The following is a 26258-nucleotide window of genomic DNA, read 5'->3' on the forward strand; positions in this document are numbered from 1 at the left end:
TGTTCTGGTGGACGATGAACTGATCGATCGGCTGCGGGACGACCTCGAGTCGGCGGACTTCCGCGTTCCCGCGGTGCGGGGCCTCCTCGGCGCGGAGGCCGACGAGGCACGGCTGCGCGGGGTGTTCGCGCCGGCTCGGAGGGCGGTCGAGCGGGCGACGCGCGGGCGGTCGCCGCTCGCCGCGCTGGTCCGGCTCTTCCTGCTCGGGGATCAGCTGAGCCCCCGGGAGGTCGGCGCGGCGCTGCCCCGTCTCGGTCCGCGCGGCGCCGAGACGCTCGGTCTCGTCGGCGGCAGCCCGGGCGGCGCGCTCGAGGCGGCGCTGTCGCTGAACCCGGTGGAGATCTCCGATGCGCGGGAGGCCCGGGAACGGCACTGGTGGATCCTGAGCGATCTCGACGATCAGCTCCGGCGCGGTCCGGCCCGACCGGACCACGTCATGGGGGTCGGCGGCGCCACCCGTTCCCTCATCGCGCAGCTGCCGCCCGACCACGCGGGTGCGGCACTCGATCTCGGAACGGGCTGCGGCATCGTCGCCCTGCACCTGTCGCTCCGGGGCCCCGTCGTCGCGACGGACCTCTCCGAGCGGGCGCTCGTCTTCGCGCGGGCGAACGCCCGTCTCAACCGCGCCGGCACCGGCGCCGGGATCGATTTCCGGAGCGGCGATCTCTTCGGGCCGGTGGCAGGCGAGCGCTTCGCACTGATCGCCTCGAATCCGCCGTTCGTGATCACCCCTCGGACCGGATCCGATGGTCGCCGATACGAGTACCGAGACGGCGGCATGGTGGGCGACCGGCTCGTCCAGGAGGTCGTCCGCCGGGGATACGAGCATCTCGCCGAGGGCGGCACGCTGCTCTGCCTGGCGAACTGGGAGTCCCACTGGGGCGACGACGGGCTCGGACGCGTGGAGGGCTGGGTGGAGGCGCTCGGCGATCGCACCGCGGCGTGGGTCATCGAGCGGGAGCGCCTCTCGCCCGAGCGCTACGCGGAGACCTGGGCGCGCGACGGAGGCGCCCGCCCGGGCGCCGAGGATTTCGAGCGGCTGATGCGCAGCTGGCTCGACGACTTCGCGTCGCGGCGGGTCGTCGCCGTGGGGCTCGGCTCGATCAGGATCCGCCGCCTCGCGCGCACGGACTCCACGGGCTCAGAGCGGTATCCGGAACGTGCCGGGGGAGCACCGGTGCGTCTCGAACGCGCCGGGGGAGCGCTGTCGGGCCGAGCCGGCGGGCCGCTCTCGGCGATCTTCGACGCGGCGATCGAGGTGTCCGCGATGAGCGACGCGGAGATGCTCGAGCGCCGCTGGCTGCTGAGCGACGGCGTCGGCGAACTGCGGGAGCACGTCCCCGGGCAGGAGCAGCCGAGCAGGATCACGTTCTCCGCGGAGGTCGGCCTCGCACGCCGGCTCGAGGCCGACACGCTCCTGGCCGCCGCCCTCGGCGCCTGCGACGGCGAGCTGAGCATGAGGGAGATCTCCGGGGCGCTCGCAGAGATACTCGGGATCGACGAGGACGACCTGCGGCGGGCGCTCCTGGCCGACTTCCGCGATGCGGTCTGGCTGGGCCTGCTGACGCCAGCGCCACCCTCCGGCACGCACGACACTAGACTGGAGCCCTGATGCTGCGCACGATCGATCTTCGGGGCCTGACCCCCTCCCGCACCGAGCTGTCGCGCCTCGTGCCCCGGGCCGCCGTGGACATCGCCGCGGCGCTCGACCGGGTGAGGCCGCTGGTCGACGACGTCCGCCTGCGCGGCGAGGCGGCGCTCAGGGAGCAGGCCGCTCGATTCGACGGCGTCGAAGGACACGGACTCCGCGTGTCCGCTGATCGGATCCGCGCCAGTCTCGGCACCTGCCCCCCGGAGGTGCGGGCCGCCCTCGAGACGCTCATCTCGCGCCTGCGCACGGCCTCGGCGGCGCAGGTTCCGGAGCAGCGCGTCACGCGCTTCGCGGGCGGTGCTGCGATCACGCAGCGCTGGCAGCCGGTCGCCAGGGTCGGCCTCTACGCGCCCGGAGGCAAGGCCGCGTATCCATCGTCGGTGGTGATGAACGCGGTCGCCGCGCAGGCCGCCGGAGTGCCCGGGCTCGCCCTCGCCTCGCCCGCGCAGCGCGAGAACGGCGGCGCGCCCCACGAGGCGGTGCTGTGGGCCGCCGCCCTGTGCGGAGTCGACGAGGTCTACGCGGTGGGGGGCGCCGGAGCCGTCGCCGCATTCGCGCACGGGGTCCCCGGGATCGGCCTGGAGCCGGTGGACGTCGTCACCGGTCCCGGCAACGTCTTCGTCGCGGCGGCGAAGCGCGCGGTCGCCGGGATCGTCGGCATCGACGCCGAAGCCGGCACCACCGAGATCCTCGTCATCGCAGATGAGACCGCGGAGCCCGCGTTCGTCGCGGCAGATCTCATCAGCCAGGCCGAGCACGACGAGTCGGCCGCCTCCGTGCTGGTCACCGATTCCTCACGCTTCGCCGAGCGCGTGCGCGAGGAGATCGCCGCGCGCGCCGCGATCACCCGTCATTCCGAGCGGGTGCACGAGGCGCTCGGCGGCCCGCAGTCCGCCGTGATCCTCGTCGACGACCTCGCCGCGGCGGCCCGGGTGAGCAACGCCTACGCTCCCGAGCATCTCGAGATCCAGACCCGCGAGGACGCCGCGGTGCTCGAGCTGATCGACAGCGCCGGCGCCATCTTCGTCGGCGGCTTCACGCCGGTGAGCCTCGGAGACTATCTGGCGGGTTCCAACCACGTCCTGCCGACCGGAGGGACGGCGCGCTTCTCATCGGGGCTCGGCGCGCACACCTTCCTCCGTCCGCAGCAGATCGTCTCCTACGAGCGCGACTCGCTCTCCGAACTCGCCGCGCCGCTCCGCAGCCTCGCCGAGGCCGAGGGGCTGCCCGCCCACGGCGAGGCCGTGACGATCCGCTTCGAACGCGCGGGGGAGGGGGACTAGCCGTGCACTGCCCGTTCTGCAGGCATCCCGACAGCCGCGTCATCGACTCGCGCACGAGCGATGACGGGCTCTCGATCCGCCGCCGCCGCCAGTGCCCCGAGTGCGGGCGCCGCTTCTCGACCACCGAGACGGCGAGCCTGACCGTGGTGAAGCGCTCGGGCGTGGTGGAGCCGTTCAGCCGCGAGAAGGTCGTCAGCGGGGTGCGCAAGGCCTGTCAGGGGCGTCCCGTCACGGAGGCCGATCTGGCACTCCTGGCCCAGCACGTCGAGGATGCGGTGCGCGCGACCGGACAGGCCCAGCTGGAGGCCAACGACATCGGCCTCGCGGTGCTGCCGCATCTGCGCGAGCTCGATGAGATCGCCTACCTGCGTTTCGCCAGCGTCTACCAGGCCTTCGAGTCGCTCGACGACTTCGATGGGGCGATCGCGGAACTGCGCGCGGACGCGGGCAAGGCGGGAGACGAGCGGATCGCCTCCGCCGAGGGGACGGGAGACTGACCGTGCGCTGGTATCCGCTGCTCTTCGACACCCTGCTCCGGCATCTCGATCCGGAGCAGGCCCACCACCTGGCGTTCGGCATCATCGGCGGGGCGCCGCTGGCCGGCGCACCGCTGCGCGACTTCTGCGCGCCGTCGACGCGCCTCCGCGTTCGGGCGCTCGGGCTCGACTTCCCCAGTCCCTTCGGGCTGGCGGCCGGCTTCGACAAGAACGCCACCGGGATCCTCGGCCTCGGCGCGCTCGGCTTCGGCCATGTCGAGGTCGGCACGCTGACGAGACATCCGCAGCCGGGCAATCCGCGGCCGCGCCTCGTCCGCCTGATCGAGGACCGCGCGCTGATCAACCGGATGGGCTTCAACAACGGCGGTTCTGCCGCCGCGGTGCCGCGGATCGAGCGCGCCAGACTGGCCCGGCACCGGCCGGTGATCGGGGTGAACGTCGGGAAGAGCCGCGTGACCGAGGTCGCCGACGCGACGGCGGACTACGTGTGGAGCGTGCAGCGGCTGCGGGCCGTCGCGGACTACCTCGCGATCAACGTCAGCTCTCCCAACACTCCCGGCCTCCGCGGTCTGCAGGAGCTCTCCTCGCTCCGTCCGCTGCTCACGGCGGTCAAGGACGCCGCGTCGGGAACCCCGCTGCTGGTCAAGATCGCTCCGGACATGGATGACGAGCAGCTGGACGGCATCGTGGAACTCGTCGGAGAACTCGGCTTGGACGGCCTCATCGCGACCAACACCACTATCGGCCGAGAGGGCCTGCGGACGGGTGCCGCGAGGATCGAGGCGGCGGGAGCCGGCGGACTCTCGGGAGCACCGCTCTCCCGACGTTCGCTCGAGGTGCTGCGCAGGATCCGCTCGAGCGCGCCGGAGGAGCTGTGCGTGATCTCCGTCGGAGGGGTGGAGACGGCCGCCGACGTGCTCGAACGCCTCGAGGCCGGGGCCACGCTGGTGCAGGGCTACAGCGCATTCATCTACGAGGGCCCGCTCTGGGCTCGCGAGATCAACCGCGGGTTGCTGGCCGCGGGCTATTCAGGGAACTGCAGGCGCTTCACCTGAGGCTTCGGCACGCGCAGCATGCGGAACTGGAAGGCGCGCATCGCCGCGTACCAGCGCGACCCGGACTGCACCTTGTCGGCGCCGAACTTGTCGGAGAGCTTCTTCCTGAGGCGCAGACCGAGGAAGATGGCGTCGATGATCGAGATCCCGAGATACAGCCAGATGGCGAGCATGCTGGCGATCTGCCACTGGGCGGGGAGGAAAGTCATGAGGAGCACGACGAGCATCACCGGGATGAGGAACTCGCCGACGCTGAACCTGGCGTCCACGTAATCGCGGATGTAGCGGCGCTGGGGGCCCTTGTCGCGGGCGGTCAGGTAGCGCTCATCGCCCTGCATCATGCCGACGCGGGCCCGCTCCCTGGTCTCGGCCATCTTGACCCGCTGCGCCTTCTTCGCCGATCTGTCGAGGTTGCCCCCCACGAGGGGCTGCGCCTTCGCCGCCTGCGCCTCCTTGCGGGAGGGCGTCGGGCGGCCCTTCCCCACGGGTCCGTTGCTCGGCTCGTCCTGCTCGGCCGGTTCGGCGGCGCGATCCTTCGCCACACTGTTCCTCTCGTCGTTCGCCCGCGGCTTCGCGGGCCGGTGAAGTCGGTTTCCAGTAGCCTACCGGCCCGGCCCGCCCTCTTCAGACTCTCGGCGTAGAATCATGGGAGGAGTCGACAGCGAGGAGTTGCCATGAGCACCACCATGACCGAAACACCCGCGCACCAGGTGGGATTGACCGATGGAGCTCGGGACAAGGTCCACCAGCTTCTCACGCAGGAGGGCCGCGACGACCTCCGGCTGAGGATCGCCGTGCAGCCCGGAGGCTGCTCGGGGCTCATCTATCAGCTGTTCTTCGACGAGCGGCTGCTCGAGAACGACGCGGTCGTGGAGTTCGGGGGAGTGGAGGTGATCGTGGACCAGATGAGCATCCCCTACCTCAACGGGGCGACCATCGACTTCTCGGACACCATCGAGAAGCAGGGCTTCACGATCGACAATCCCAACGCCCAGGGCAGCTGCGCCTGCGGCGACAGTTTCAGCTGACCCGGCGCGTTTCCGCAGGATTCTGCGCGACTTCGGGCGTGTGTTCAGTAAACCTCCAGCTTCGCGCTAAGCTAACTGTGTGACGTCATCCGGGCCCGCCGAGCGGGTCGGGAAGCAAGATCTCGAAAGGTGTGCGGTGCGTTCCACTCGTCGAATGAAATGGGTCGCGGTCTCGGCCGCGTTGACGGCAACGCTGATCCTGGCGGGTTGCTCGGCAGAGCAGCAGCGGGGCTTCCTGCCCGAGGGATCGACCGACGCGACCAACCACACGCCCGGCATCACCAGCCTCTGGGTGAACTCCTGGATCGTCCTGCTGGCCGTGGGCCTGCTCGTCTGGGGCCTCATCATCTGGGCGGCCATCGCCTACCGCCGGCGCAAGGGCCAGACCGGCCTCCCGGTGCAGCTGCGCTACAACATGCCGATCGAGACCTTCTTCACCGTCGTGCCGGTCATCCTGGTCATCGGCTTCTTCGCCTTCACCGCGCAGGAGCAGTCGAAGATCGAGGCCCGCTACGACGAGCCGGACAACGTGGTCGAGGTCTGGGGCAAGCGCTGGGCCTGGGACTTCAACTACGTCAGCGATGACCGCTACTTCCAGAGCGTGCAGGTGCAGATCGACGGCGAGGGCAACCCCATCGAGAGCACCATGCCGGTCCTCTACCTCCCCGTCGGCAAGACCACCGAGGTCCGCCTCGAGAGCCGCGATGTGATCCACTCGTTCTGGATCGTCGAGTTCCTCCAGAAGAAGGACATGATCCCGGGGCAGACCAACTACATGTCGTTCACGCCCGAGCGCACCGGATCCTTCATGGGGAAGTGCGCCGAGCTCTGCGGCGAGTACCACTCGGGCATGCTCTTCGAGGTCGAAGTGCTCGAGCAGGCGGAGTACGACGCGAAGATGGCGGAGCTCGAGCAGGGCCAGGTCGGGCCGGAGTACAACCCGCTCCAGGATCAGTATTTCGGCGACGAAGCCAAGGCCGAGAACGAGTAACCGAGGAAAGAAGCGAAAATGAAGAAGGGCAATGTGATCGTCTCGTGGATCACCTCCACGGACCACAAGGTCATCGGGTACATGTACCTGATCAGCTCGTTCGTCTGGTTCCTCATCGGCGGTCTGATGGCGCTCATCATCCGGGCGCAGCTGTTCGCCCCCGGGCTCGAGGTGGTCGCCACCCGCGAGCAGTACAACCAGCTGTTCACCATGCACGGCACCATCATGCTGCTGATGTTCGCCACGCCGCTCTTCGCCGGCTTCGCGAATGTGCTCATGCCGCTGCAGATCGGCGCCCCCGACGTCGCGTTCCCGCGTCTGAACGCCTTCGCCTTCTGGCTCTACACCTTCGGATCGCTCATCGCGGTCGGCGGCTTCCTCACGCCGCAGGGAGCGGCCTCCTTCGGATGGTTCGCCTACGCGCCCTTGAGCGACATCCAGTTCTCGCCGGGCGTCGGCGGCAACCTGTGGATCCTCGGCCTCGGCATCGGCGGCTTCGGCACGATCATGGGCGGCGTGAACTTCATCACCACCATCATCACGATGCGCGCGCCCGGCATGACCATGTGGCGCATGTCGGTGTTCACCTGGAACACGCTCGTCACGTCCGTCCTCGTCATCCTCGTGTTCCCGGTGCTCGCCGCGGCCTTCTTCGCCTTGGCCGCCGACCGCATCTTCGGTGCCCACATCTTCAACGGCGAGGGCGGAGCCATACTCTGGCAGCACCTCTTCTGGTTCTTCGGGCACCCGGAGGTGTACATCATCGCGCTGCCGTTCTTCGGCATCGTCTCCGAAGTGTTCCCGGTGTTCAGCAGGAAGCCCATCTTCGGATACAAGACGCTGATCTACGCGACGATCGCGATCGCCGCCCTCTCGATGACGGTGTGGGCGCACCACATGTACGTGACCGGGTCGGTGCTGCTGCCGTTCTTCGCCCTGATGACCATGCTGATCGCGGTGCCCACCGGCGTGAAGATCTTCAACTGGCTGGGAACCATGTGGCGGGGATCGATCACCTTCGAGACCCCGATGCTCTGGGCGCTCGGCTTCCTCGTGTCCTTCGTGTTCGGCGGCCTGACGGGTGTCATCCTCGCGTCTCCGGCGCTCGACTTCCACCTGAGCGACACCTACTTCGTGGTCGCGCACTTCCACTACGTGATCTTCGGCACCGTGGTGTTCGCGATGTTCTCGGGCTTCTACTTCTGGTGGCCCAAGTGGACGGGCAGGATGCTCGACGAGCGCCTCGGGAAGATCCACTTCTGGGTGCTGTTCATCGGCTTCCACATGACCTTCCTCGTGCAGCACTGGATGGGCGTGATGGCCATGCCGCGCCGCTACTACACCTACCTCCCGAGCGACGGCGTGACCTGGATGAACCAGCTCTCGACTGTCGGCGCCATGATCCTCGGCGTCTCGATGATCCCCTTCCTGCTCAACGTGTATCTGACGGCGCGTCGCGCTCCGAAGGTGACCGTGAACGATCCCTGGGGATTCGGCCGCTCGCTCGAGTGGGCCACCTCCTGCCCGCCGCCCCGGCACAACTTCACCTCCATCCCGCGCATCCGCTCGGAGTCCCCCGCCTTCGACCTCAACCACCCCGAGGTCAGCGGTGTCGAGCAGCCCGTTCCCGCACCGAGCCCCGAGGCCGAGCTCGGCCAGCGGGCGTAGCGAGCGAAAGGTACTGAAAACATGAAGTCCAGCATCGTCATCTTCGGCTTGCTCACCGCCTACTTCCTGCTGATCGGAACGATCTACACCCTCTGGAACCTCGGCCTGCACGGCCGGATCGAGTGGGCCGGGTCGACCGCGATCCTGCTCTCCGCGGGACTCACCGGCTTCATCGCCTCCTACCTCGTGCTCGTGCATCGCAAGCAGGGCGGAGAGCTGGTCGAGGACACGCTGGACAGCGACATCGACGACGGGGATCCCGAGATCGGCGAGTTCAGCCCCTGGAGCTGGTGGCCCCTCGTGCTGGCCTTCGGCGCCTCGCTGGTCGTTCTCGGCCTCTGCATCGGCAACGGGTTCTGGCTCACCTTCCTGGCGTTGCCGCTCGTCCCCGTCGCGGTCGTCGGGTGGATCTACGAGTACTACCGCGGCCACTTCGCCCGCTGAGCAGGATCCCAGCACTCGTGAGCGTGACGATTCGCCGAGGCCAGCCCGAGGATGCGGGAGCCCTGTTCAGCCTCGCGCGCCAGTATCAGACCGGGCGCGAGGTGATCGGGCGCGACGAGTTCTCGATCGCCCTCGACAATGTGCTGCGGCACCGCGACCAGGAGACCAACGTGCTCTTCGTCGCCGAGGTCGACGGGCGCGTGCTCGGCTACTCCCTGCTCACGGTGTCCCGCCTGCTCCACGCACCCGGCCTGACCGCGCACCTCCAGGAGATCGTGGTCGACGAGACGGCTCGCGGCGACGGCATCGGCGATCGCCTGATGCAGGCCAACGAGCACTACTGCATGGGGCGCGGCGTACGACAGCTCTCGGCTTCGACGGCGCGCATCGGTTCCTTCTACAACCACCGTGGCTTCGAGGCGGTCGGCGAGCACTACCGGAAGCTTCTCGACCTCCGCTGACGGGCATGCACCATGTCAGCCGAAGGAACCGCTCCGGCCTCGCCACCCCGCCGATCCCGGCGACGTCCCGGCGAGAACCGGGAGCGCCTCATCGAAGCCGGGATCGCCGAGTTCGCGCGACTCGGCTATCGCGGCGCCTCCACCGTCGTCATCGCCGAGCGCGCTGAGGTCCCCCAACCGCACGTCTACGCGAGCTTCCGCACCAAACGCGAGCTCTTCCTCGCATGTGTGGACCGCATCGCCCGCGAGTCGCTCGACGCGGCCGCATCGGATGAGACGCGTGCGCTCGTCTCGGCTTTTCTCCTGCAGTCCGTCGCCTCACGGCACGATGCGGAGGTGGGGGAGGAGGTCTTCGACCGGCTGCTGAGCCCCCTTCTGGATGGGCTGGGTCCGGCAGAGCTCTCGGACCGGATCGGACGGGCCGCGATCGCGCGCATGGGCTTTCGCCCATCGGGCTGAGTCCCGCGGCCCGGCAGGACGCATATTCTCGGAACGGTCTCGGCACGATCATCCGTCTAGCCCGAACGGTGTCTTTCCGCCGAAACGACTGCGCTCCCGCCCCGGAAGACCCGGGCGGGAGCGCAGTCGAAGGGAATCGTCGGGGTCAGTGCCCCTCGTGGGCGGAGCGTTCGATCTCTCCCTGCGTCGGCGGCACGATGCGGTCCTGGAAGAACCACCGGCTGATGCCGGCCCGCACTCGCTTGCCGAACGAGATCCTGCCCTCGTCGTTCGGCCGGAGCATGAGCGGCTCGTAGTCGTGGTAGCTGACCAGCTCCCAGCGCTCGTAGTCGGTCACCGGCTTGTGCACCTCGACGAACTCGCCGCCGGGGAGCCGGACGATGCGCCCGGACTCGTAGCCGTGCAGGGCGATCGAGCGGTCCTTCTTCTGAAGCCCCAGGCAGATCCGCTTGGTCACGATGAAGGCGATGATCGGACCGAGGATCAGCAGCGCCTGGAGCGCGTGGATGACGCCCTCCATGGCGAGCTGGAAGTGCGTGGCCATCAGGTCGGAGGAGGCTCCAGCCCACATGACCGCGTAGAAGGTGACGCCGGCGGCGCCGATCGCGGTGCGGGTCGGGGCGTTGCGCGGACGGTCGAGGATGTGGTGCTCGCGCTTGTCTCCGGTCACCCAGGCCTCGATGAAGGGGTAGACCGCCACCGTGACGATGAAGCCTCCCATGATGATGATGGGGACGAGCATGTTCCAGGACCACGTGTAGCCGAACCACTCGGTCTCCCATCCCGGCGGGATGAGTCGGAGCATGCCGTCAGCGAATCCGATGTACCAGTCGGGCTGGGTGCCGGCGGAGACGGGGGAGGGGTCGTAGGGACCGTAGTTCCAGATCGGGTTGATGCCCACGAATGAGGCGATCAGGACGATCACGCCGAAGACGATGAAGAAGAAGCCGCCCGCCTTCGCCGCGTAGACCGGCAGCACCGGATAGCCGACCACGTTCTGCTGGGTCTTGCCCGGCCCGGGGTACTGCGTGTGCTTGTGGATCACCACGAAGGCGAGGTGCAGGGCGACGAAGAGGATGACGAGCGCCGGCAGCACCATGATGTGCAGCATGTAGAGCCGGCCGACGATGTCGACACCGGGGAACTCTCCTCCGAAGAAGAAGAAGGAGAGATAGGTGCCGATCACGGGGAAGGCCTTGATCAGTCCGTCGATGATGCGGAGGCCGTTGCCGGAGAGCACGTCGTCGGGGAGGGAGTAGCCGGTGAAGCCCTCCGCCATCGCGAGGATGAAGAGCACGAAGCCGATGACCCAGTTCAGCTCGCGGGGCTTGCGGAAGGCCCCCGTGAAGAAGACGCGCAGCATGTGCAGGCCGATGGCCGCGACGAACAGCAGCGCGGCCCAGTGGTGCACGTGGCGCATCAGGAGTCCGCCGCGCACGGAGAAGGAGATGTCGAGCGTCGACGCCATCGCGCCGGACATCTCGATGCCCTTCATCGGCACGTAGGGTCCCGTATAGGTCGTCTCGATCATCGTGGCCTGGAAGAACAGCGTGAGGAAGGTGCCGGACAGCAGGATCACGATGAAGCTGTAGAGCGCGACCTCGCCGAGGAGGAACGACCAGTGGTCGGGGAAGACCTTGCGTCCGAATTCCTTGACTGCGACGCCGATCTTGGTGCGTTCGTCGAGGTAGTTCGCGGCGGCCGAGGTGAATCGGCTCGAGCCGCTCTTGGACTCGGAGTTCGTGGTGGTGGTGCTCACTTGAGGCGCTCCCAGAAGCTCGGGCCGACAGGTTCGGTGAAGTCGCTTTGAGCGATCAGGTATCCCTCGTCGTCCACGGTGATGGGGAGCTGGGGGAGCGGGCGCTTGGCCGGCCCGAAGATGACCTTCGCCTGATCGGTGACGTCGAACTGCGACTGATGGCAGGGGCAGAGCAGGTGGTGGGTGTGCTGCTCGTAGAGGGCGACGGGGCACCCGACGTGGGTGCAGACCTTGGAGTAGGCCACGATGCCGTCGTAGGACCAGTCCTTGCGGCCCTCGGGCTCCTTGAGCTCGCTGGGATCGAGGCGCATGAGCAGGACGATGGCCTTGGCCTTCTCGTCGAGCACGTGAGTCGCCTGATCGAGATTCTCGGGCACGACGTGGAAGACCGAGCCGATGGTCACGTCGGCCGCGCGGATGGCGCCGCCGACGCCGTGACCGCCCGTGTCGCGGGCGAGCCTGATGCCGGTGTCCCACATCGTGTGCTTCAGGAGGGTGACGGGGTCCTGATCCTGGGGAGCCAGGCCGCGGAGGAGGGTGATCCCGGGAAGGGGGAAGGCGATGAGCGCGCCGATCAGGCTGTTGCGGACCAGCGTGCGGCGGGTGAAGCCGGACTCCTTGTCCGCCACTTCGAACACCTCGACCGCGGCCTCCCGCGTCGGCGTATCGCTGGGAACCGGGTGCCGCTCGTCGATCGACTCGTGATCCGCCATGAGGGCCTTGCCCCAGTGGACCGCGCCGATGCCGATCGCCAGCAGCGCGAGGGTCATCCCCACGCCGACGAACATGGTGTGGAGACGGATGGCCATGAGGTCGCCGGTCTCGATCGGGAAGAACATGTAGGCGAGGACCGCGCCGAGGCTGCCCACGATCGAGAGGTAGAAGAGCGTGTACACGACGCGCTCGGCGCTCTTGCTCTTCTTCTCATCGAGATCGGTGACGCGCTCGCGGTGCGGCGGAAGACCCGGGTTCTGCACGGCGTCGGACGAGATCACCGCTGTTCCGGCGGGTGCCTCGTCGCCGGCGTGGCCCTGGGTCGCGAGAGCGCCCGCGCTCTCCTTCGCTTCCTCTGCCATTTTGCTCCTTGATTCCAGAATGTGCGTGTACGTCTGCGTGCCGATGCCGACTAGTTCGACTTGGCGGTCACCCAGACCGTGAGTCCGACGATGAACCCGAGACCGATCAGCCAGATGAAGAGGCCCTCGGCCACGGGCCCGATCGAGCCGAGCGTCAGCCCGCCGACGGCGGGCTGCTCCTCGATGAACTTGAGGTAGCTGATGATGTCCGCCTTCTCCTGGGGGGAGATGTTCGCGTCGCTGAACACCGGCATGTTCTGAGGTCCGGTAACCATCGCCTCGTAGACGTGGGACGCCCCCACGCCGATGAGGCCCGGGGCGAACTTGCCCTCGGTCAGCGCGCCGCCGGCGGCTGCGACGTTGTGGCACATCGCGCAGTTGATGCGGAAGAGCGTCGCTCCGTTGGCGACGTCGCCGTCGCCCTGCAGGTACTGGGCCTCGGGAAGCGCCGGCCCGGGGGCGAGCGAGGCGATGTAGGCCGCGATCTGCAGCGTCTGCTCCTCGGTGAACTGCGCCGGGCGGACGAGGCCCTGCGGCCCCTGGAACGCCAGGGGCATGCGTCCGGTGCCCACCTGGAAGTGCACGGACGCGGCTCCCGAACCGATCAGGGAGGGCCCGGAGTACTTGCCGCTCTCGCCCTCGGGCACGCCCTCGGCATCGATGCCGTGGCAGGTGGCGCAGTTGGCGCCGAAGAGCTTCTCTCCCGCCTCGATGGTCGCGGGGGACTCCATGTCGACCTCTGCGGTCGCGGAGGTCTGCGTGAAGCCGGCGTAGGCGCCTCCGGTGACGAGGAGCCCCACGGCGACCAGGGCGACCGTTGCGAGAGGGTGGCGACGACCGGACCGGCGGATATTCTTCTTGGCGCGAGCCATGTTGTCGGTACTCCTCAGGCTATTTGACGACATAGATGACGATGAACAGGGCGATCCACACGATGTCGACGAAGTGCCAGTAGTAGGACACGACGACCGCCGAGGTCTCTTCCTTGCGGGTGAAGTTCTTCACCGCGTAGATCCTGCCGATCACCAGCAGGAAGGCGACCAGGCCGAGCGACACGTGGATGCCGTGGAAACCCGTGGTCAGGTAGAACGCGGATCCGTAGGGATCCGATCCGAGCGTGATCCCCTCCGAGACGAACGTCGCATACTCCCAGGCCTGGCCGGCGACGAAGACCGCGCCCATGAAGAACGTCAGGTAGAACCACTCGACGGCGCCCCACTTGCTGGGGCTGCCTCCGGTCGCCCGGGGCTGCATCCGCTCGGCGGCGAAGACGCCCGCCTGGCAGGTGAAGGAGGAGGCGACGAGGATCAGGGTGTTGATCAGCGCGAAGGTGAAGTTGTGCTTCTCCGTCTGCTCGACCCAGAGCTCCGGGTTCATGGCGCGCAGGGTGAAGTAGATGGCGAACAGGCCCGCGAAGAACATCACCTCGCTGCCCAGCCAGACGATGGTGCCGACCGCGACGAGGTTCGGGCGTTTCACCGTGGGCGCAGCGGACTTCGTATTCATGGTGGTTGTCGTCACCCTCTCATGTTAGCTGAAAGTTTGGTGTGCGTATTTCACTCGCCGCGGCGCGCCGGGGGTTCCCGAACGTTCCCGATCCAGCCTACCGCTTCCAGGAGTCCCGGAAGTCCGCGGCTCTCCGCAGCGCCGGTGCCGCGACCGATCCTGCACGACCTCATAAACTGGCCGCATGACCCACGAGCACCACTGGCCCGCCATCCTCGAATCCCTCCTGGAGCGCGACGATCTGAGCGTCTCCCAGGCCGATTGGGCCATGCAGCAGTTCATGACCGGCGCGGCGACGCCCGCCCAGCTCGGAGCGTTCCTCGTGGCGCTCCAGGCGAAGGGCGTGACCGTCGACGAGATCGTCGGCTTCCGCGACGCGATCCTCGCCGCGGCCCTGGAGGTGAACCTGCCCGCGCTCTCCCTCGACATCGTCGGAACGGGGGGCGACCGCCACGGCACCGTCAACGTCTCCACGATGGCGGCCATCGTGTGCGCTGCCGCGGGCGCTCCCGTCGTCAAGCACGGCAACCGCGCCGCGAGCAGCAAATCGGGCTCCTCCGACGTGCTGACCGCGCTCGGCATCGACCTCGCCCTCGACGGCGAGCAGCTCGCCCGCGCCTTCGACCAGGCGGGGATCGCCTTCGTGAACGCCGCGCGGTTCCTGCCGGGCTTCCGGCACGTCGCTCCGGTGCGGAAGGAGCTGGGCATCCAGACGGTGTTCAACTACCTGGGCCCGCTGTGCAACCCGGTCAGACCCGAGGCCACCGCGGCCGGCGTGGCCGATGCGTCGCGAGCACCCCTGTTCGCCGACCTCTTCCGCGTCCGCGGCGCGAACGCGCTGGTGTTCCGCGGCGACGACGGTCTCGACGAGCTCACCACGACCGGGCACTCGCGGATCTGGGAGGTCAGCCGCGGAGCGCTGACCGAGCACGATCTGGATCCCCGGGATCTCGGCATCGCCAGGGCGAGCATCGAGGATCTGCTGGGGGACACGCCCGAGCACAACGCCCGGATCGCGCGCCGGGTCCTGGGCGGGGAGACCGGCCCGGTGCGCGACATCGTCCTGCTCAACGCGGCGGCGGGACTCGTGGCCTTCGACCTGGTCGGACGGCCGGAGAGCTTCGAGGAGCCGATCCTGGAGCGCCTCGAGCGGAAGCTGCGCATCGCGGCCGAGGCCATCGATTCCGGTGCCGCGACGGAGCGGCTCGCTCGCTGGTCCGAGGCGACCGCGGCGGCCGCGGGCGCGGACTGAAGGACCCGGTTCCCGGGCCGGCCGTCACGGGCGCGTCTTGCGGTTGTACTCGCTCAGGAACGGCATCGGATCCACGGCCTCTCCGTCGACGGTGAGGACGAAGTGGAGATGCGCGCCGAAGGCGATGCCCGTCGCGCCCACCGTGCCGACCGTGTCGCCGACCGACACGAGGTCGCCCTCCGCGAGGTCGTTCGAGTCCGTCTGCATGTGGCAGTACCGGCTGGTGATCTCCAGCTCGTCGATCTCGTGGGAGAGCAGCACGCCGTAGCCGCATCCGTCGGTCGTCTCGCCGGTCTCGATGACTTCGCCGTCCGCGATCGCCTGGACGATCGTGCCCGCGGGGGCGGCGAAGTCCTGGGCGTCGTGGAACCCGGCGACCGGGTACGATCGCGGTCCGAAGCCGTCCGTGAGCGGCTGGGCTCCGGCGAACGGGAACTGCACGGCGGCGTCCGTGCGGTTGACGAAGGTCTGGCGGGCCCCGGTCGCCTCGGCGGAGACCGCGCCCAGCGCCTCGAGCGCCGCGCCGGCGGGGATCGGGGAGCCCGTGCTCGACAGGCGCTGCACCGAAGCGGCGCTCCAGTCGTCCTCGCCCGCGGCGCCGGTGCCGGGGAGCGCGATGGTCAGCACCAGGCCGCTCGCGCAGAGGATCGCCGATGCGGACGCGATCACCCGACGCGCCGGGGGAGTGCGCGATTCCGGCGCCGGACGCGGCAGGCTCCGCACTGCCCTCGGCGGCGGTGGCGGGACGGTGCTCGGAAGCACTGAGAACCGAGGATCCGCCCGCTCGCCCGAGGTCCGATCCTCTGCCTCGCGCAGGCTCCGCCGGGACGGATACACGCGCTCGCGCGAAGCATCACCTTGGAGCATTCGGGCCCTCTCGACGGACGGTGGTCGGGCCGATCCCCGCGGAGGATCCCGGGGCGGCCGGAGGAAGAATAACGAATACGTTACAGCCTCGCCGTCCGCGGGACAACCCGTGCGCGCACGGGGAGCCTCCGCGGGTCATTCGGGCTCCCGTTCGCCGACGGTCAGCGACGCGTCGCCGGACGCGGCGCGATCGGGGCGTTCGGGCCCCCTCGCCTGGATCCGCCCCGGCTCGAGGGTGCGGCGCACGTCCGAGGGGGAGACCTGCTCGATGGGCCCGGTCGTCGCCTCGACGTACCACTCGGTGAGATTCGGATCCTCGCTGTCGAAACCGGCCCCCGCGCCCTCGTCGGAGGGGACCTCGCTCGTGCCGAAGACGAAGTCGTCGCCGTACTCGTCGATGCCACGGCGCACGCCCTGCGCGATGGCCGCGCGCGCGTACTTCCGACGGATCGTATAGGGGTCGGTGCGCAGGTCGCGCGACCAGGCGATCATGATCCCGATGACCACGAATGCGAACGGGAGCGCCGAGACCACCATGATGGACTGCAGCCCCGAGAGCGTGTCCCTGCCGCCCGCGAGCAGCAGCGACACCGCGATGAGGCTGAGGAGCAGACCCCACATGATGGTGACCCATTTTGAGGGCTCCGGCCGGCCGCCCTGCGACATGGAGGCCATCACGATGGATGCCGAATCGGCCGCCGTGACGAAGAAGACCACGACCGCGATCATGGCGATGATCGAGGTGATGAACCCGAAGGGCAGGCGCTGCAGGACCTGGAAGAGCACCTCCTCGCCCGAGCCGCCGGACTGCAGTTCCGCGCCGCTCATCGTCATGTAGATCGCCGTGCCGCCGTAGATCACGAACCAGCCGACGACGATCGCGGTGGGGACGAGCACCACGGCGGTGACGAACTCGCGCAGTGTGCGGCCGCGAGAGATCTTCGCGATGAACATGCCGACGAACGGCGTCCACGACACCCACCAGGCCCAGTAGTACGTCGTCCAGGTGGCCAGGAACTCGGAGGCGCTCTCGCCCTGATTGGGGTTGCGGGCGAGCATCGCGGGGAGCTGCTGGAAGAACTCGATCACCGAGGCGGGGAGGTAGTTGAGGAGGAACACGGTCGGGCCGACCACGAGGACGAACAGCGCGAGGCCGCCGGTGAGGAACATGTTGAGGTTGGAGAGCCGCCTGATGCCGCGCTTCACCCCGGACACCGCCGAAGCGATGAACGCCGAGGTGAGCAGGGCGATCGCCCCGATCAGGAAGGCGTTGCCCATCGGCCCGAGCCCGGTGACCAGCCGGAATCCGCTCTCGATCTGCAGCGCACCGATCCCGAGGGAGACCGCGGTGCCGAACAGGGTGACGACGATGGCGAAGATGTCGATGATCCTGCCGAGCACCCGGTTGCTGCCGCCCGGGAAGACCGGTTCGAACAGGGCGGAGATGAGCGGGGCGCGGCCGCGCCGATACGCGCTGTAGGCGATCGCGCCGCCGACCAGTGCGTAGAAGGCCCAGGCGATGGGGCCCCAGTGCAGCAGCGTCTGCGCGAACGCGGGCAGAGCGGCCTCGGCCGACCCGGGCTCCGCCGAGACGCCCGGCGCGGGGGAGAGGAAATAGGTGAGCGGCTCGAGCGGCCCGTAGAAGAGCAGGCCGATGCCCAGTCCGGCGGCGAAGAGCATCGATATCCAGGACGGGGTCGAGAACTCGGGCTCCTCGTCATCGGCGCCGAGACGGATGCCGCCGGTGCGGCCGTAGCCCACCACGAACATGAAGACGGCGACCGCCACCGCGAGCGAGCCGAACAGCCAGCCGAAGTTGGTGCTGACCCAGGCCAGCGACGCGGATCCGACCGCGGAGAGATGGTCGGGCGCGAGGAACGCCCACAGGATCACGCCGATGGTCAGCGCGGCCGCCGTCCCCAGGACCAGCCAGTTGGTCGGGAAGCTGACGCCGGTCCGCTCGACGCCGATGCCGGGGATCAGGCCGGGGTGCGGGGGAGGGGCGGGAATCCGTTTGGCGAGGTCTCGTGGATGGGTTCTGTGTGGCATTGCCGAATCACTCCTGGAGATTGCGCACGACGTCGGTCGCACCCGAACTACCGTAGCAACACCCTTCCCGGCGGCTTCGCGGAGTGCTATCTTTCTCGTGGATGTGACCGCTTCGGCGGCTTCGGACATTACTGAGCATGATCGACGATTCCGACGAGCAGGTGTGGGAGCGCGCACGCAGGCATCATCCTCCCGCCTTCGGCCTGATCTGGGACCGGCACCATGCCCGGGTGTTCCGGCACCTCGTCGCCGCCGGGCAGACGGCGCACGAGGCGGAAGATCTCACCGCGACCGTCTTCCTGGAGCTCTGGCGCCGGCGGTCCGCGGTGCGCTTCGTCGACGGATCCGTGCTGCCGTGGCTGATCGTGACCGCACGTAACGTCGCCCGCAACTCCGCCCGCGCTCGACGCAGGTATCGCCGCTTTCTCGCCGCGCTTCCCGCGCCCGAACCGTCTCCGGATCCCGCGGAACGCATCGCGGAGGCCGATGACCCGAGAATCGCCGGGCTCAGGCGGGAGCTGTCCGGGTTGCGGCCTGCGGAGAGCGAACTGCTCGCGCTGACGGCGCTCGAGGGCTTCACCGTCCGCGAGGCGGCGGCGGCGCTGGGGATCTCCACCTCCGCGGCGAAGATGCGCCTGTCGCGTCTGCGGTCCCGCCTCGCTATCGCGATCGATCCCGAGACCGTCCCCGAAGGGAGACCGAGATGAACGTCTACCATCCCGAGCGTGCCGCTGCGGTGAGAGCGCAGCTGATCTCGCATGCGTCCGCGCGGCGGAGGTTTCCGAACGTCCTCCTCGCGATCCTCCTGGTCGTCTCAGGAGCGCTGGGTGGCGCCGGCGTGGCGGTCGGCGCGTACGCCGTGAGCGGCGGGATCTCTCCCGAGCTCGCCGCGGAACCCTCTACGGATCCCGATCGCGTCGACGGGCTCGACGCACCCGGGGGCGTCATCCCGGGCACGCCGATCATCTCCCTGCTGGGCGAGCCCCAGAGCCACACCTTCGATGATGAGGATCTCGAGATCGATCTGCTGCCAGACGCTCCGCACGGTGCGACGCACGCCCGCGTCACGCTCCAGGGCACCGCGGCCGGGACGGTGGCGTTCGGCGTGGACCCCGGAGGCGACAACCCCTCGGCGAGATGGGACGCGACGGACATCGGGAATCCGCGCTCTTCCGCCTGGGAAGACATCCTGCTCGACCGGGACCGGCGGATCCTCTACCTTTCCGCCGCTGGGGCAGCGGGAGTGGCGACGATCCAGTTCGTGAGCCACGTGCCGACCGAGCTCGGGGTGAACGCCAGCGGCGAGACCTACGGGGTCGGCGACTTCGCCGAGGGCGAGCCCGATCTGGTCGCGGTCACCGGCGTCGGGCCTGACGGGGGAGCGGTGCTCGGCTACGCCCGCGCCACGGATCTGGAGGCGTTCAGCCCCGATCATCCGGGCCTTCCCTCCGATCCCGACCAGGCGACCGCGTGGCAGGCGGAGCGGGACGCGAAGTATCCGAACGGATGGGAGGTGCCCGTCTACGAGTCGGATGGCACCACCGAGATCGGATCCTTCCGCGTCGGATGACCTCGCATCCGGCGCGTCGTCGGCGGAGGCGTGCGGTCACAGCCCCCGGCGCTAGTCTGGACATCGTGCCGCTCCGAGGTGGACCCGCTCGCGCAACGGCTCCTCCGACACGCCGAAAGGATCGACAGTGACGCACGCAGTGATCGTCTCGCAGGGAAGAGTCGCGGATCGCACCGCCGGAGCGCTGACCGGCGCACGCCTCACGGGGGAGGCGCTCGGAACGTACCTGGGCGTCCGCCCCGTCGTGATCGGGAACCCGAGCGCGCCACAGGAGGACCGGTGGGAGGAGAGTCTCCCCGCCGCGAAGCCGGTGCTGGACGGTCTCCGGAAGGCGCTGAGGGCGGCGCTCGACGCGGGGGAGACCCCCGTGCTCGCCACGAACACCTGCGCGGCCAGCCTCGCGACCCTGCCGGAGGTGGCGAGCCGCGAACCCGAGGCCGTGGTGCTGTGGATCGACGCGCACGGCGACTTCAACACGCCCGAGACGACGGAGTCCGGGTATCTCGGAGGCATGGTGCTCGCGGCTGCGTGCGGACGGTGGGAGAGCGGACACGGCGCCGGACTCGACCCGAAACGCGTGGCCCTGGTGGGGGCGAGGGACATCGACCCGCAGGAACGACGTCTGCTCGACGACGCCGGCGTGCGCATCCTCGGCCCCTCTGAGAGCACTCCGCAGAACGTGACCGAGTTCGTCGACGGCCGACCGGTCTGGATCCACGTGGACTGGGACGTGCTGGAGCCCGGGTACGTTCCCGCGGCGTATCGGGTACCCGAGGGGCTGTTCCCGCATCAGGTGGCCGAGCTGTTCGCCGCGATTCCTCGCGAGCTGATCCGCGGCGTCGAGTTCGCCGAGTTCGAGGCCGTCGAACTCGACGACGTCGGCCTCAACGGTGCCGGCCTCGACGGCGGCGTACCTCAGCATCTCAGCGTCGAGCTGATCCTCGAGACCTTCCAGCACCTCGTCGCCCCGAGGTAGACGGGGAGCGGGGCGGCCGATCCCGGCCCGAGTGCTGAGTCGTGCAGGGTGCGCAGTGTCGCAACCGTGCACGACTCAGCACTCGGCGGCGTCGCCGACGATAACTGACATAATATAGATTATCCACGCACCGCGGTGGAGCCGCGGCGCGGATGGTCTCCGCCGGATGCCCACGGGCGGCGGCCTGGATAACCGACGGGCATGGAGCGAGCGACGAAGAGTCGGGCGCACGGCGGGAGATCTCAGGAACAGCGACGGGATCGCCGCGCCGAGAACCGACTCGGAACCGCTACCTGGCCAGGGCCGAGAAGACCGTCGCGGTGAGCGCCGCGGTGCCGACCAGGGCGACCTCTCCGGCGGCGAGCAGCAGCGAGTCCGAGCCCAGGTTCGCGGCGACCAGGCTCAGCACCAGACCACCGAGCACCAGGACGACTCCGGTGACGCCCAGCGCGGCACCGATCACGCGATTCGCCGCCATGGTCCCGGATCCCGGGTCGCGCGAGCCGCCCCGCCCGCGCGGGCGCAGCGCGGCGGCCAGCGAGAACGCGAGCAGCGCGAGCGCGAGCGCGCCGATGACGTCGCTCGGCCGGTGCCAGCCGTAGTGCAGAAGCTGCCAGGCGACGACCCCCATCAGCGTCGCGGCGCCGATGGCCGTGACCCCTTTCAACCTCGCGGGAACCGCCCAGATGAGCGCACCGCCGAGCGCGGCGAACACGGCCATATGTCCACTCGGGAATGTGTTCACGGCATCGAACTCGAAGAGGTCCGGGCGCACCAGCACCCGCTGCTTGAGCAGCTGGGACGCGACGATCGTCGCCACCGACACGCAGAGTATCGTGAAGGCCCGGGCGAATCCCCGAGCCGCCCAGGCGAGCGCGCCCAGCGCGACCAGTGCGATCAGCACCGCGGGGATCGACACCAGTCCGAGCGGCGCGGGAGGATCGTAGGTGAACTCCGCGGCGTCCAGCACGCTCGCCTCGGCCCGCTGGCCCAGGACGCTGCCGACGCCCAGAGCGTAGGATCCCCAGCCCGCCGCCAGCGCCAGCAGGGCGCACAGAACCGCCCGCCCTCGTCCGCTGCTGCGCTCGCTCATATCCCGATCCCCCGCATGCCGCGGTCTCGCCTCGTAGTCGTCCTGTCGAGCCTAGACCCGGCGGCTTTCATCACCCTGAACGCCCGGACCCCGCCCGATCGCCGGCGCGCACCGCCCACAGCGCGACCGCCGCGGCGGTCGCCACGTTGAGCGAATCCACTCCGTGATCCATCGGAATCCTGACGCGCCGCGTCGAGGACGCGAGCGCGCGTCGAGAGAGCCCGGCGCCCTCGGTGCCGAAGAGCAGCGCCAGTCGTTCGGGAAGCGAACCGACGAAGTCGGCGAGGTCCTCGCTCTCCTCCCCCAGCGCGAACGCCGCGAGCTCGTATCCCGCCTCCCGGATCAGCGGCCCGGCCGACGGCCAGTCCGGCAGCCTCGCCCAGGGGATCTGCAGCACCGCCCCCATGCTGACCCGGACCGCCCGCCGGTAGAGCGGGTCGGCGCACGCCGGGCTCAGCAGTACGGCGTCGGCGCCCAGCGCGGCGCACGACCGGAAGATCGCTCCGACGTTCGTATGGTCGGCGAGGTCCTCGAGCACCACCACACGACGCGAGGAGCGCAGCAGTCCGAGCGGATCGCGCTCCGCGGGACGATGCATCGAGGCGATCGCCCCGCGGTGCAGATGGAAACCCGTCAGGGCCGAGAGCTGCTCGGCCTCCCCCACGTACACCGGCACCTCGGGATGCGCCTCGAGCAGCCCACCGATCTTGGGCAGCCAGTCCTCGAGCAGCAGGACCGAACGCGGCAGATGCCCGGATCCCAGTGCTCGCTCGATCACCTTCGGCGACTCCGCCAGATAGAGTCCCTCCGCCGGCTCGCGCACGCGTCTGAGCTCGACATCCGTGAGCTGCGTGTAATCGGCGAGCGCGGGGTGCTGGAGATCGTCGATGCGGACGATCCTCATCCGGCGCCCCCGGAACCCGCGCGCAGGAAGACCGTGATCTCGTCGGCGGCGTCCTCAGCGGCCTCGTAGTGGATGAGATGCCCCACACCGGGCGCGATGCGCAGGCGGGAACCGGGGACTCGGTGCTGCAGATCGAGCTGAGCCGTCAGCGGCGTGATGTCGTCGCGGTCGCCCGCGATCAGCAGCGTCTCCGCGGGGAGGGAGGCGGCGTACTCCCCCACCGTGTGCGACACCGAGGCGCGGAACGCCTCGAGCAGCGTCGTCGTATCGGCGAAGGAACTGAAGTACCGGCCGTGCTGGTCGTGGATCCAGGCTCGGAGCTCCCGATCCCCCGTCTTGGCCATCACCGCGCTCATCGCGCGGACGATCAGCGGATGCCCGAGAAGTCCCCTCGCCGCGCGCTCCGGCAGTGCCTCTGCCGCCCGGTAGTAGAGGGTGGCGAGGGCGGTCAACAGTGCCTGCGGACCTTCGAGCGCCGGAGAGGAGATGGGATTGACGAGGATCACCGAGTCGGGATCCAAGCCGCCCGCGAGCGCATTCGCCACGACGAGGGATCCGAAGCTGTGCCCCAGGACGCCCGTGGATCCGGGCGCCGCGCGCGCCGCGAAGAGACGCAGCCACTCCCCGTAGAGCTCGAGATCATGCGGCCTTCCCGGAACCGCGGGGGTCGCGCCGAACCCGGGCAGGTCGGGGACGAGAACCTTGAGCCCGGGTCGGCGCGCGGCGATCGCCGACGCCAGCTTCTCCAGTCCGTGATGATCGCCGCGGAAACCGTGCACGAGGACGAGGACGGAACCGTCCGGATCGCCGTACTGCCACGTTCGGGTGCCGATGCCGAGCGTCTCGATCACGAGGTCCGGGGGCGCTGCGGTCATGCCCCGATTCTACCGGCGGCCGACTGCGCGGCGGCTCAGCCGTCGCTCCCGGTGCGGCGCAGTAGGCTGGAGCCGACGAAAGGAGCCCACGTGACCCCAGCACTCCCCCTATGGGCCGAGCACCTGGCGGTCTTCGACACGGAGACCACCGGCGTGGACACCTCCCAGGCCCGTATCGTGAGTTCGACCATCGCGCTCCTCGGCAGCAACGGCGAGGTGCTCGAGCGCTACGATTGGCTCCTCGACCCGGGCGTGGAGATCCCGTCGTCGGCTTCCGCGGTGCACGGCATCACGACGGAGGTGGCCCGCGCGAGCGGGGTCGAGGCGCCGGTCGGCATCGCTCAGATCCTCGCCGGCGTGGGCGACATGCTGGAACGGGGGTTCCCCGTCGTCATCTACAACGCCCCCTACGATCTCACACTTCTTCACGCGGAGACGGTGAGGCACGGGCTGAACTGGCCCGGCGCGCTCTCCCCGATCGTCGATCCGCTCATCATCGACAAGCAGCTCGACCGGTACCGCAAGGGCAAGCGCACGCTCACCGCGGTCGCCGCCCACTACGGGATCGGGCTGGAGGCGGCCCACGACGCCGGAGAGGACGCTATCGCCGCGGGCCGGGTGGCGCAGGCGATCGCGCGTCGCTACGGTCAGCAGCTCCCCTCGGATCCCTCTGAGCTCCATGCCGCGCAGATCGGCTGGGCCGCGGCCCAGGCGGAGAACTTCCAGGAGTACATGCGCCGGGTTCGCGATCCCGGCTTCGTCGCTGACGGCGCCTGGCCGCATCGGTGACGCCTGCGACGGCTCCGCTCGGGCACGCCCTCCGGGCAGGCCACGGATCCGGGCGAACCGCACCGGAGAACGCGAAACGGCGGGCGGCCCGAAGGCCCCCGCCGCTTCACCGAACGTTCCAGAGGTTCAGGCGCCGAAGCCCTTGAAGCGCTGGTTGAACTTCTCCACGCGACCGGCGGAGTCGAGGATGCGCTGCTTGCCCGTGTAGAACGGATGCGAGGCGCTCGAGATCTCGACGTCGATCACCGGGTAGGTCTCGCCGTCGAGCTCGATCGTCTTCTCGCTGGTGAGCGTCGAGCGGGTCAGGAAGGTGGTTCCCGAGGCCAGGTCGCGGAACACGATGGCCCGGTACTCGGGGTGAACGTCGGTCTTCATGGTGGATCCTTCAGAAATCGTGGGGTCTCGCGACGCGCACGCGATCACGCGCCGCCGCACCGAAGGAATAGTCTATCAGATCGCTCCGGCGCTGTCTGCCCCGTCGGCGGCGCCCCGGGCGACTGCGGCGTAGCGTCCGCGGCTGCGGCTCAGCTCGAACGGCAGGCCGAAGGTCGCCTCCAGGTTCTCAGCGGTCAGCGTGGACTCGAGCTCTCCGGCGGCCTGGATCTCGCCCTCGCGGATGAGGAGCGCGTGGGTGAAGCCGGGAGGGATCTCCTCGACGTGGTGCGTCACCATGATCATGGCCGGAGAGCTGGACGACTCCGCGTAGCCCGAGAGCAGCCGCAGCAGCCGTTCCCGCGCCCCGAGGTCCAGGCTGGCGCTCGGCTCGTCGAGGAGCAGCAGCTCGGGGTCGGTCATCACCGCGCGGGCGATCGTCGCCCGCTTGCGCTCGCCGTCGCTGAGCGTGCCGAAGCGGTGCTCGGCGAACCCTCCGAGCTCCCACTCGTCGAGGATGCGATCCGCCTGCCGCAGGTCGATGCGATCGTACTCCTCGTTCCATCTGCCCTCGACCGAGTAGGCCGCCGTGAGCACGACGTCCCTCACGGTCTCCCCCGCGGGGATCCGCCGAGCGGTCGCGGACGAGGCCATGCCGATGCGGTTGCGCAGCTCGAAGACGTCGACCCGGCCGAGGGTGCGCCCGAGCACGGTCACCGTGCCCGACGTCGGGAACTCGCCCGCCGAGGCCAGCCGGAGCAGAGTCGTCTTGCCCGCGCCGTTGGGGCCGAGGATCACCCAGCGCTGATCCTCCTCGACCGTCCAGTCGATGCCGTTCAGGATCGGTCGGCCGTCGCGCACGTAGGAGACGTCGGAGAGGCTCAGCACATCGCTCATGCGCCCAAGCCTACTGAACGGATCCGCCGACGGAGGCACGTATCGCGAGGTGTCGGCCCCGTAGACTTGGCGCATGAGCCGTTCCCCCGCCGTGCGCCCGCTCGTCGTCCTCGACTGCGACTCGACGACGATCCAGGATGAGGTGATCGAGCTGCTGGCCGACGCGGCCGGCACCCGGGAGCTCGTCGCCGAGGTGACCGAGCGGGCGATGCGCGGCGAGCTCGACTTCGCCGACAGCCTGCGCGAGCGGGTCGCGACGCTCGCCGGAACCCCGGAATCGGTGTTCGAAGAGGCATATCGGCGGGTGCGCCTCTCCCCCGGCATCCGGGAGCTGATCTCGGCCGTGCGGGGCCTGCACGGCCGCGTGGGCGTCGTCTCCGGCGGATTCCACGAGGTGCTGGATCCGATCGCGCGCGATCTGGGGCTCGACTTCTGGCGTGCGAACCGTCTGGAGGTCGACGCGGGCGTGCTCACGGGACGGGTGCGCGGCCCCATCGTCGATGCCGAGGCGAAGGCCGAGGCACTGCGCGAGTGGGCCGACGAATCCGGTGTTCTGTTGAGTGCGACGGTCGCGATCGGCGACGGGGCGAACGATCTGACCATGATGTCGATCGCCGGGCTGAGCGTCGGATACAACGCGAAGCCGATCGTGCGGGAGCGCGCCGACGTGTCGATCGAAGACGATCTGGCGCGGGCGATCCCCCTGCTCGACCGGCTTCCGGCCTGAGCGGACCCT

At 69.3% G+C, this 26258-nt stretch carries 28 protein-coding genes; 16 read left to right on the forward strand and 12 right to left on the reverse strand.

Going from position 1 to position 26258, the window contains the following annotated elements; translation table 11 throughout:
* The first annotated feature begins 7 nt into the window (after positions 1-7).
* The 4 genes from J4H92_RS11410 to J4H92_RS11425 are packed head-to-tail and all read left to right on the forward strand — an operon-like array spanning position 8 to position 4486.
* Positions 8-1612 carry a DUF7059 domain-containing protein gene (locus J4H92_RS11410; RefSeq protein WP_208098314.1) on the forward strand — a complete coding sequence of 535 codons (1605 nt, stop codon included), beginning with the start codon at positions 8-10 and terminating at the stop codon, positions 1610-1612.
* Positions 1612-2934, forward strand: coding sequence for a histidinol dehydrogenase (gene hisD, locus J4H92_RS11415; RefSeq protein ID WP_208098315.1), 1323 nt, complete (start codon positions 1612-1614; stop codon positions 2932-2934). Before J4H92_RS11410 ends, hisD begins: the two co-directional genes overlap by 1 nt.
* A gap of 2 nt (positions 2935-2936) precedes the next feature.
* Entirely contained in the window at positions 2937-3431 is a 495-nt protein-coding gene (nrdR, locus tag J4H92_RS11420) for a transcriptional regulator NrdR (RefSeq protein WP_208098316.1), read from the forward strand.
* A gap of 2 nt (positions 3432-3433) precedes the next feature.
* Entirely contained in the window at positions 3434-4486 is a 1053-nt protein-coding gene (locus J4H92_RS11425; RefSeq protein ID WP_208098317.1) for a quinone-dependent dihydroorotate dehydrogenase, read from the forward strand.
* On the opposite strand, the gene J4H92_RS11430 is transcribed toward J4H92_RS11425, so the two are convergent.
* Positions 4456-5028 carry a DUF3043 domain-containing protein gene (locus tag J4H92_RS11430; protein ID WP_208098318.1) on the reverse strand — a complete coding sequence of 191 codons (573 nt, stop codon included), beginning with the start codon at positions 5026-5028 and terminating at the stop codon, positions 4456-4458. The two genes, J4H92_RS11425 and J4H92_RS11430, sit on opposite strands and share 31 nt — an antisense overlap.
* A gap of 132 nt (positions 5029-5160) precedes the next feature.
* Between J4H92_RS11430 and erpA the strand changes: the two genes are divergently transcribed.
* From erpA to J4H92_RS11460, 6 genes are all read left to right on the forward strand, one after another.
* Positions 5161-5514, forward strand: coding sequence for an iron-sulfur cluster insertion protein ErpA (gene erpA / locus J4H92_RS11435; protein ID WP_208098319.1), 354 nt, complete (start codon positions 5161-5163; stop codon positions 5512-5514).
* Between the two features lie 154 nt (positions 5515-5668).
* A complete protein-coding gene (ctaC, locus tag J4H92_RS11440; protein ID WP_208098320.1) occupies positions 5669-6505 on the forward strand; it encodes an aa3-type cytochrome oxidase subunit II in 837 nt (278 codons plus the stop codon).
* An 18-nt stretch (positions 6506-6523) separates the two neighbouring features.
* Positions 6524-8173 (forward strand): aa3-type cytochrome oxidase subunit I, encoded by a 1650-nt coding sequence (ctaD, locus tag J4H92_RS11445; protein WP_208098321.1) that lies wholly within the window; start codon positions 6524-6526, stop codon positions 8171-8173.
* 21 nt (positions 8174-8194) lie between these two features.
* Complete coding sequence (locus tag J4H92_RS11450; RefSeq protein ID WP_208098322.1) at positions 8195-8617, forward strand: cytochrome c oxidase subunit 4; 423 nt, start codon at positions 8195-8197, stop codon at positions 8615-8617.
* A 17-nt stretch (positions 8618-8634) separates the two neighbouring features.
* Entirely contained in the window at positions 8635-9078 is a 444-nt protein-coding gene (locus J4H92_RS11455; protein WP_208098323.1) for a GNAT family N-acetyltransferase, read from the forward strand.
* 12 nt (positions 9079-9090) lie between these two features.
* The gene (locus tag J4H92_RS11460) at positions 9091-9537 is read left to right on the forward strand and encodes a TetR/AcrR family transcriptional regulator (protein ID WP_208098324.1); all 447 of its coding nucleotides are present in this window, start codon (positions 9091-9093) and stop codon (positions 9535-9537) included.
* 145 nt (positions 9538-9682) lie between these two features.
* Here J4H92_RS11460 and qcrB read toward each other — a convergent pair whose 3' ends face one another.
* From qcrB to ctaE, 4 genes are read right to left on the reverse strand one after another with little or no spacing between them, the layout of a single operon-like run.
* Entirely contained in the window at positions 9683-11296 is a 1614-nt protein-coding gene (gene qcrB / locus J4H92_RS11465) for a cytochrome bc1 complex cytochrome b subunit (RefSeq protein WP_208098325.1), read from the reverse strand.
* Positions 11293-12372 carry a cytochrome bc1 complex Rieske iron-sulfur subunit gene (gene qcrA, locus J4H92_RS11470; protein ID WP_208098326.1) on the reverse strand — a complete coding sequence of 360 codons (1080 nt, stop codon included), beginning with the start codon at positions 12370-12372 and terminating at the stop codon, positions 11293-11295. The genes qcrB and qcrA overlap by 4 nt, the downstream gene beginning before the upstream one ends.
* 50 nt (positions 12373-12422) lie before the next feature.
* Entirely contained in the window at positions 12423-13244 is an 822-nt protein-coding gene (gene qcrC, locus J4H92_RS11475; protein ID WP_208098327.1) for a cytochrome bc1 complex diheme cytochrome c subunit, read from the reverse strand.
* A 19-nt stretch (positions 13245-13263) separates the two neighbouring features.
* On the reverse strand, positions 13264-13878 hold the full coding sequence (gene ctaE / locus J4H92_RS11480; protein WP_208098418.1) for an aa3-type cytochrome oxidase subunit III: 615 nt from the start codon (positions 13876-13878) through the stop codon (positions 13264-13266).
* A 184-nt stretch (positions 13879-14062) separates the two neighbouring features.
* On the opposite strand from ctaE, the gene trpD reads away from it, so the two are divergent.
* The gene (trpD, locus tag J4H92_RS11485) at positions 14063-15130 is read left to right on the forward strand and encodes an anthranilate phosphoribosyltransferase (RefSeq protein ID WP_208098328.1); all 1068 of its coding nucleotides are present in this window, start codon (positions 14063-14065) and stop codon (positions 15128-15130) included.
* A 24-nt stretch (positions 15131-15154) separates the two neighbouring features.
* On the opposite strand, the gene J4H92_RS11490 is transcribed toward trpD, so the two are convergent.
* Together J4H92_RS11490 and J4H92_RS11495 are read right to left on the reverse strand one after the other, a co-directional pair.
* Positions 15155-15799, reverse strand: a complete 645-nt coding sequence (locus tag J4H92_RS11490) for a peptidoglycan DD-metalloendopeptidase family protein (RefSeq protein WP_208098329.1) — start codon at positions 15797-15799, stop codon at positions 15155-15157.
* A 333-nt stretch (positions 15800-16132) separates the two neighbouring features.
* Entirely contained in the window at positions 16133-18046 is a 1914-nt protein-coding gene (locus J4H92_RS11495; protein WP_208098330.1) for a BCCT family transporter, read from the reverse strand.
* 137 nt (positions 18047-18183) lie between these two features.
* Here J4H92_RS11495 and J4H92_RS11500 point away from each other — a divergent pair, with 137 nt between their 5' ends.
* The 3 genes from J4H92_RS11500 to J4H92_RS11510 all read left to right on the forward strand — a co-directional run bounded on the left by J4H92_RS11500 (position 18184) and on the right by J4H92_RS11510 (position 20592).
* The gene (locus J4H92_RS11500) at positions 18184-18753 is read left to right on the forward strand and encodes an RNA polymerase sigma factor (protein WP_208098331.1); all 570 of its coding nucleotides are present in this window, start codon (positions 18184-18186) and stop codon (positions 18751-18753) included.
* The gene (locus tag J4H92_RS11505) at positions 18750-19616 is read left to right on the forward strand and encodes a hypothetical protein (RefSeq protein WP_208098332.1); all 867 of its coding nucleotides are present in this window, start codon (positions 18750-18752) and stop codon (positions 19614-19616) included. The genes J4H92_RS11500 and J4H92_RS11505 overlap by 4 nt, the downstream gene beginning before the upstream one ends.
* Before the next feature lie 127 nt (positions 19617-19743).
* Positions 19744-20592, forward strand: coding sequence for an arginase family protein (locus J4H92_RS11510; RefSeq protein ID WP_208098333.1), 849 nt, complete (start codon positions 19744-19746; stop codon positions 20590-20592).
* Between the two features lie 289 nt (positions 20593-20881).
* Here J4H92_RS11510 and J4H92_RS11515 read toward each other — a convergent pair whose 3' ends face one another.
* The 3 genes from J4H92_RS11515 to J4H92_RS11525 form a co-directional block, all read right to left on the reverse strand.
* Entirely contained in the window at positions 20882-21685 is an 804-nt protein-coding gene (locus J4H92_RS11515) for a phosphatase PAP2 family protein (RefSeq protein WP_208098334.1), read from the reverse strand.
* A gap of 70 nt (positions 21686-21755) precedes the next feature.
* Positions 21756-22589 carry a TrmH family RNA methyltransferase gene (locus J4H92_RS11520; protein WP_208098335.1) on the reverse strand — a complete coding sequence of 278 codons (834 nt, stop codon included), beginning with the start codon at positions 22587-22589 and terminating at the stop codon, positions 21756-21758.
* Positions 22586-23464 (reverse strand): alpha/beta fold hydrolase, encoded by an 879-nt coding sequence (locus J4H92_RS11525; RefSeq protein ID WP_208098336.1) that lies wholly within the window; start codon positions 23462-23464, stop codon positions 22586-22588. The genes J4H92_RS11520 and J4H92_RS11525 overlap by 4 nt, the downstream gene beginning before the upstream one ends.
* Positions 23465-23554: 90 nt before the next feature.
* On the opposite strand from J4H92_RS11525, the gene J4H92_RS11530 reads away from it, so the two are divergent.
* The gene (locus tag J4H92_RS11530; protein WP_208098337.1) at positions 23555-24253 is read left to right on the forward strand and encodes an exonuclease domain-containing protein; all 699 of its coding nucleotides are present in this window, start codon (positions 23555-23557) and stop codon (positions 24251-24253) included.
* 126 nt (positions 24254-24379) lie between these two features.
* On the opposite strand, the gene J4H92_RS11535 is transcribed toward J4H92_RS11530, so the two are convergent.
* Positions 24380-24628 (reverse strand): type B 50S ribosomal protein L31, encoded by a 249-nt coding sequence (locus tag J4H92_RS11535; RefSeq protein WP_208098338.1) that lies wholly within the window; start codon positions 24626-24628, stop codon positions 24380-24382.
* A gap of 75 nt (positions 24629-24703) precedes the next feature.
* A complete protein-coding gene (locus J4H92_RS11540) occupies positions 24704-25522 on the reverse strand; it encodes an ABC transporter ATP-binding protein (protein ID WP_208098339.1) in 819 nt (272 codons plus the stop codon).
* A gap of 73 nt (positions 25523-25595) precedes the next feature.
* Here J4H92_RS11540 and serB point away from each other — a divergent pair, with 73 nt between their 5' ends.
* A complete protein-coding gene (serB, locus tag J4H92_RS11545) occupies positions 25596-26249 on the forward strand; it encodes a phosphoserine phosphatase SerB (RefSeq protein WP_208098340.1) in 654 nt (217 codons plus the stop codon).
* The last annotated feature ends 9 nt before the right edge of the window (positions 26250-26258 follow it).

Origin of the sequence: Leucobacter weissii, from assembly GCF_017565745.1 — a bacterium.
Lineage (GTDB): Bacteria > Actinomycetota > Actinomycetes > Actinomycetales > Microbacteriaceae > Leucobacter > Leucobacter weissii.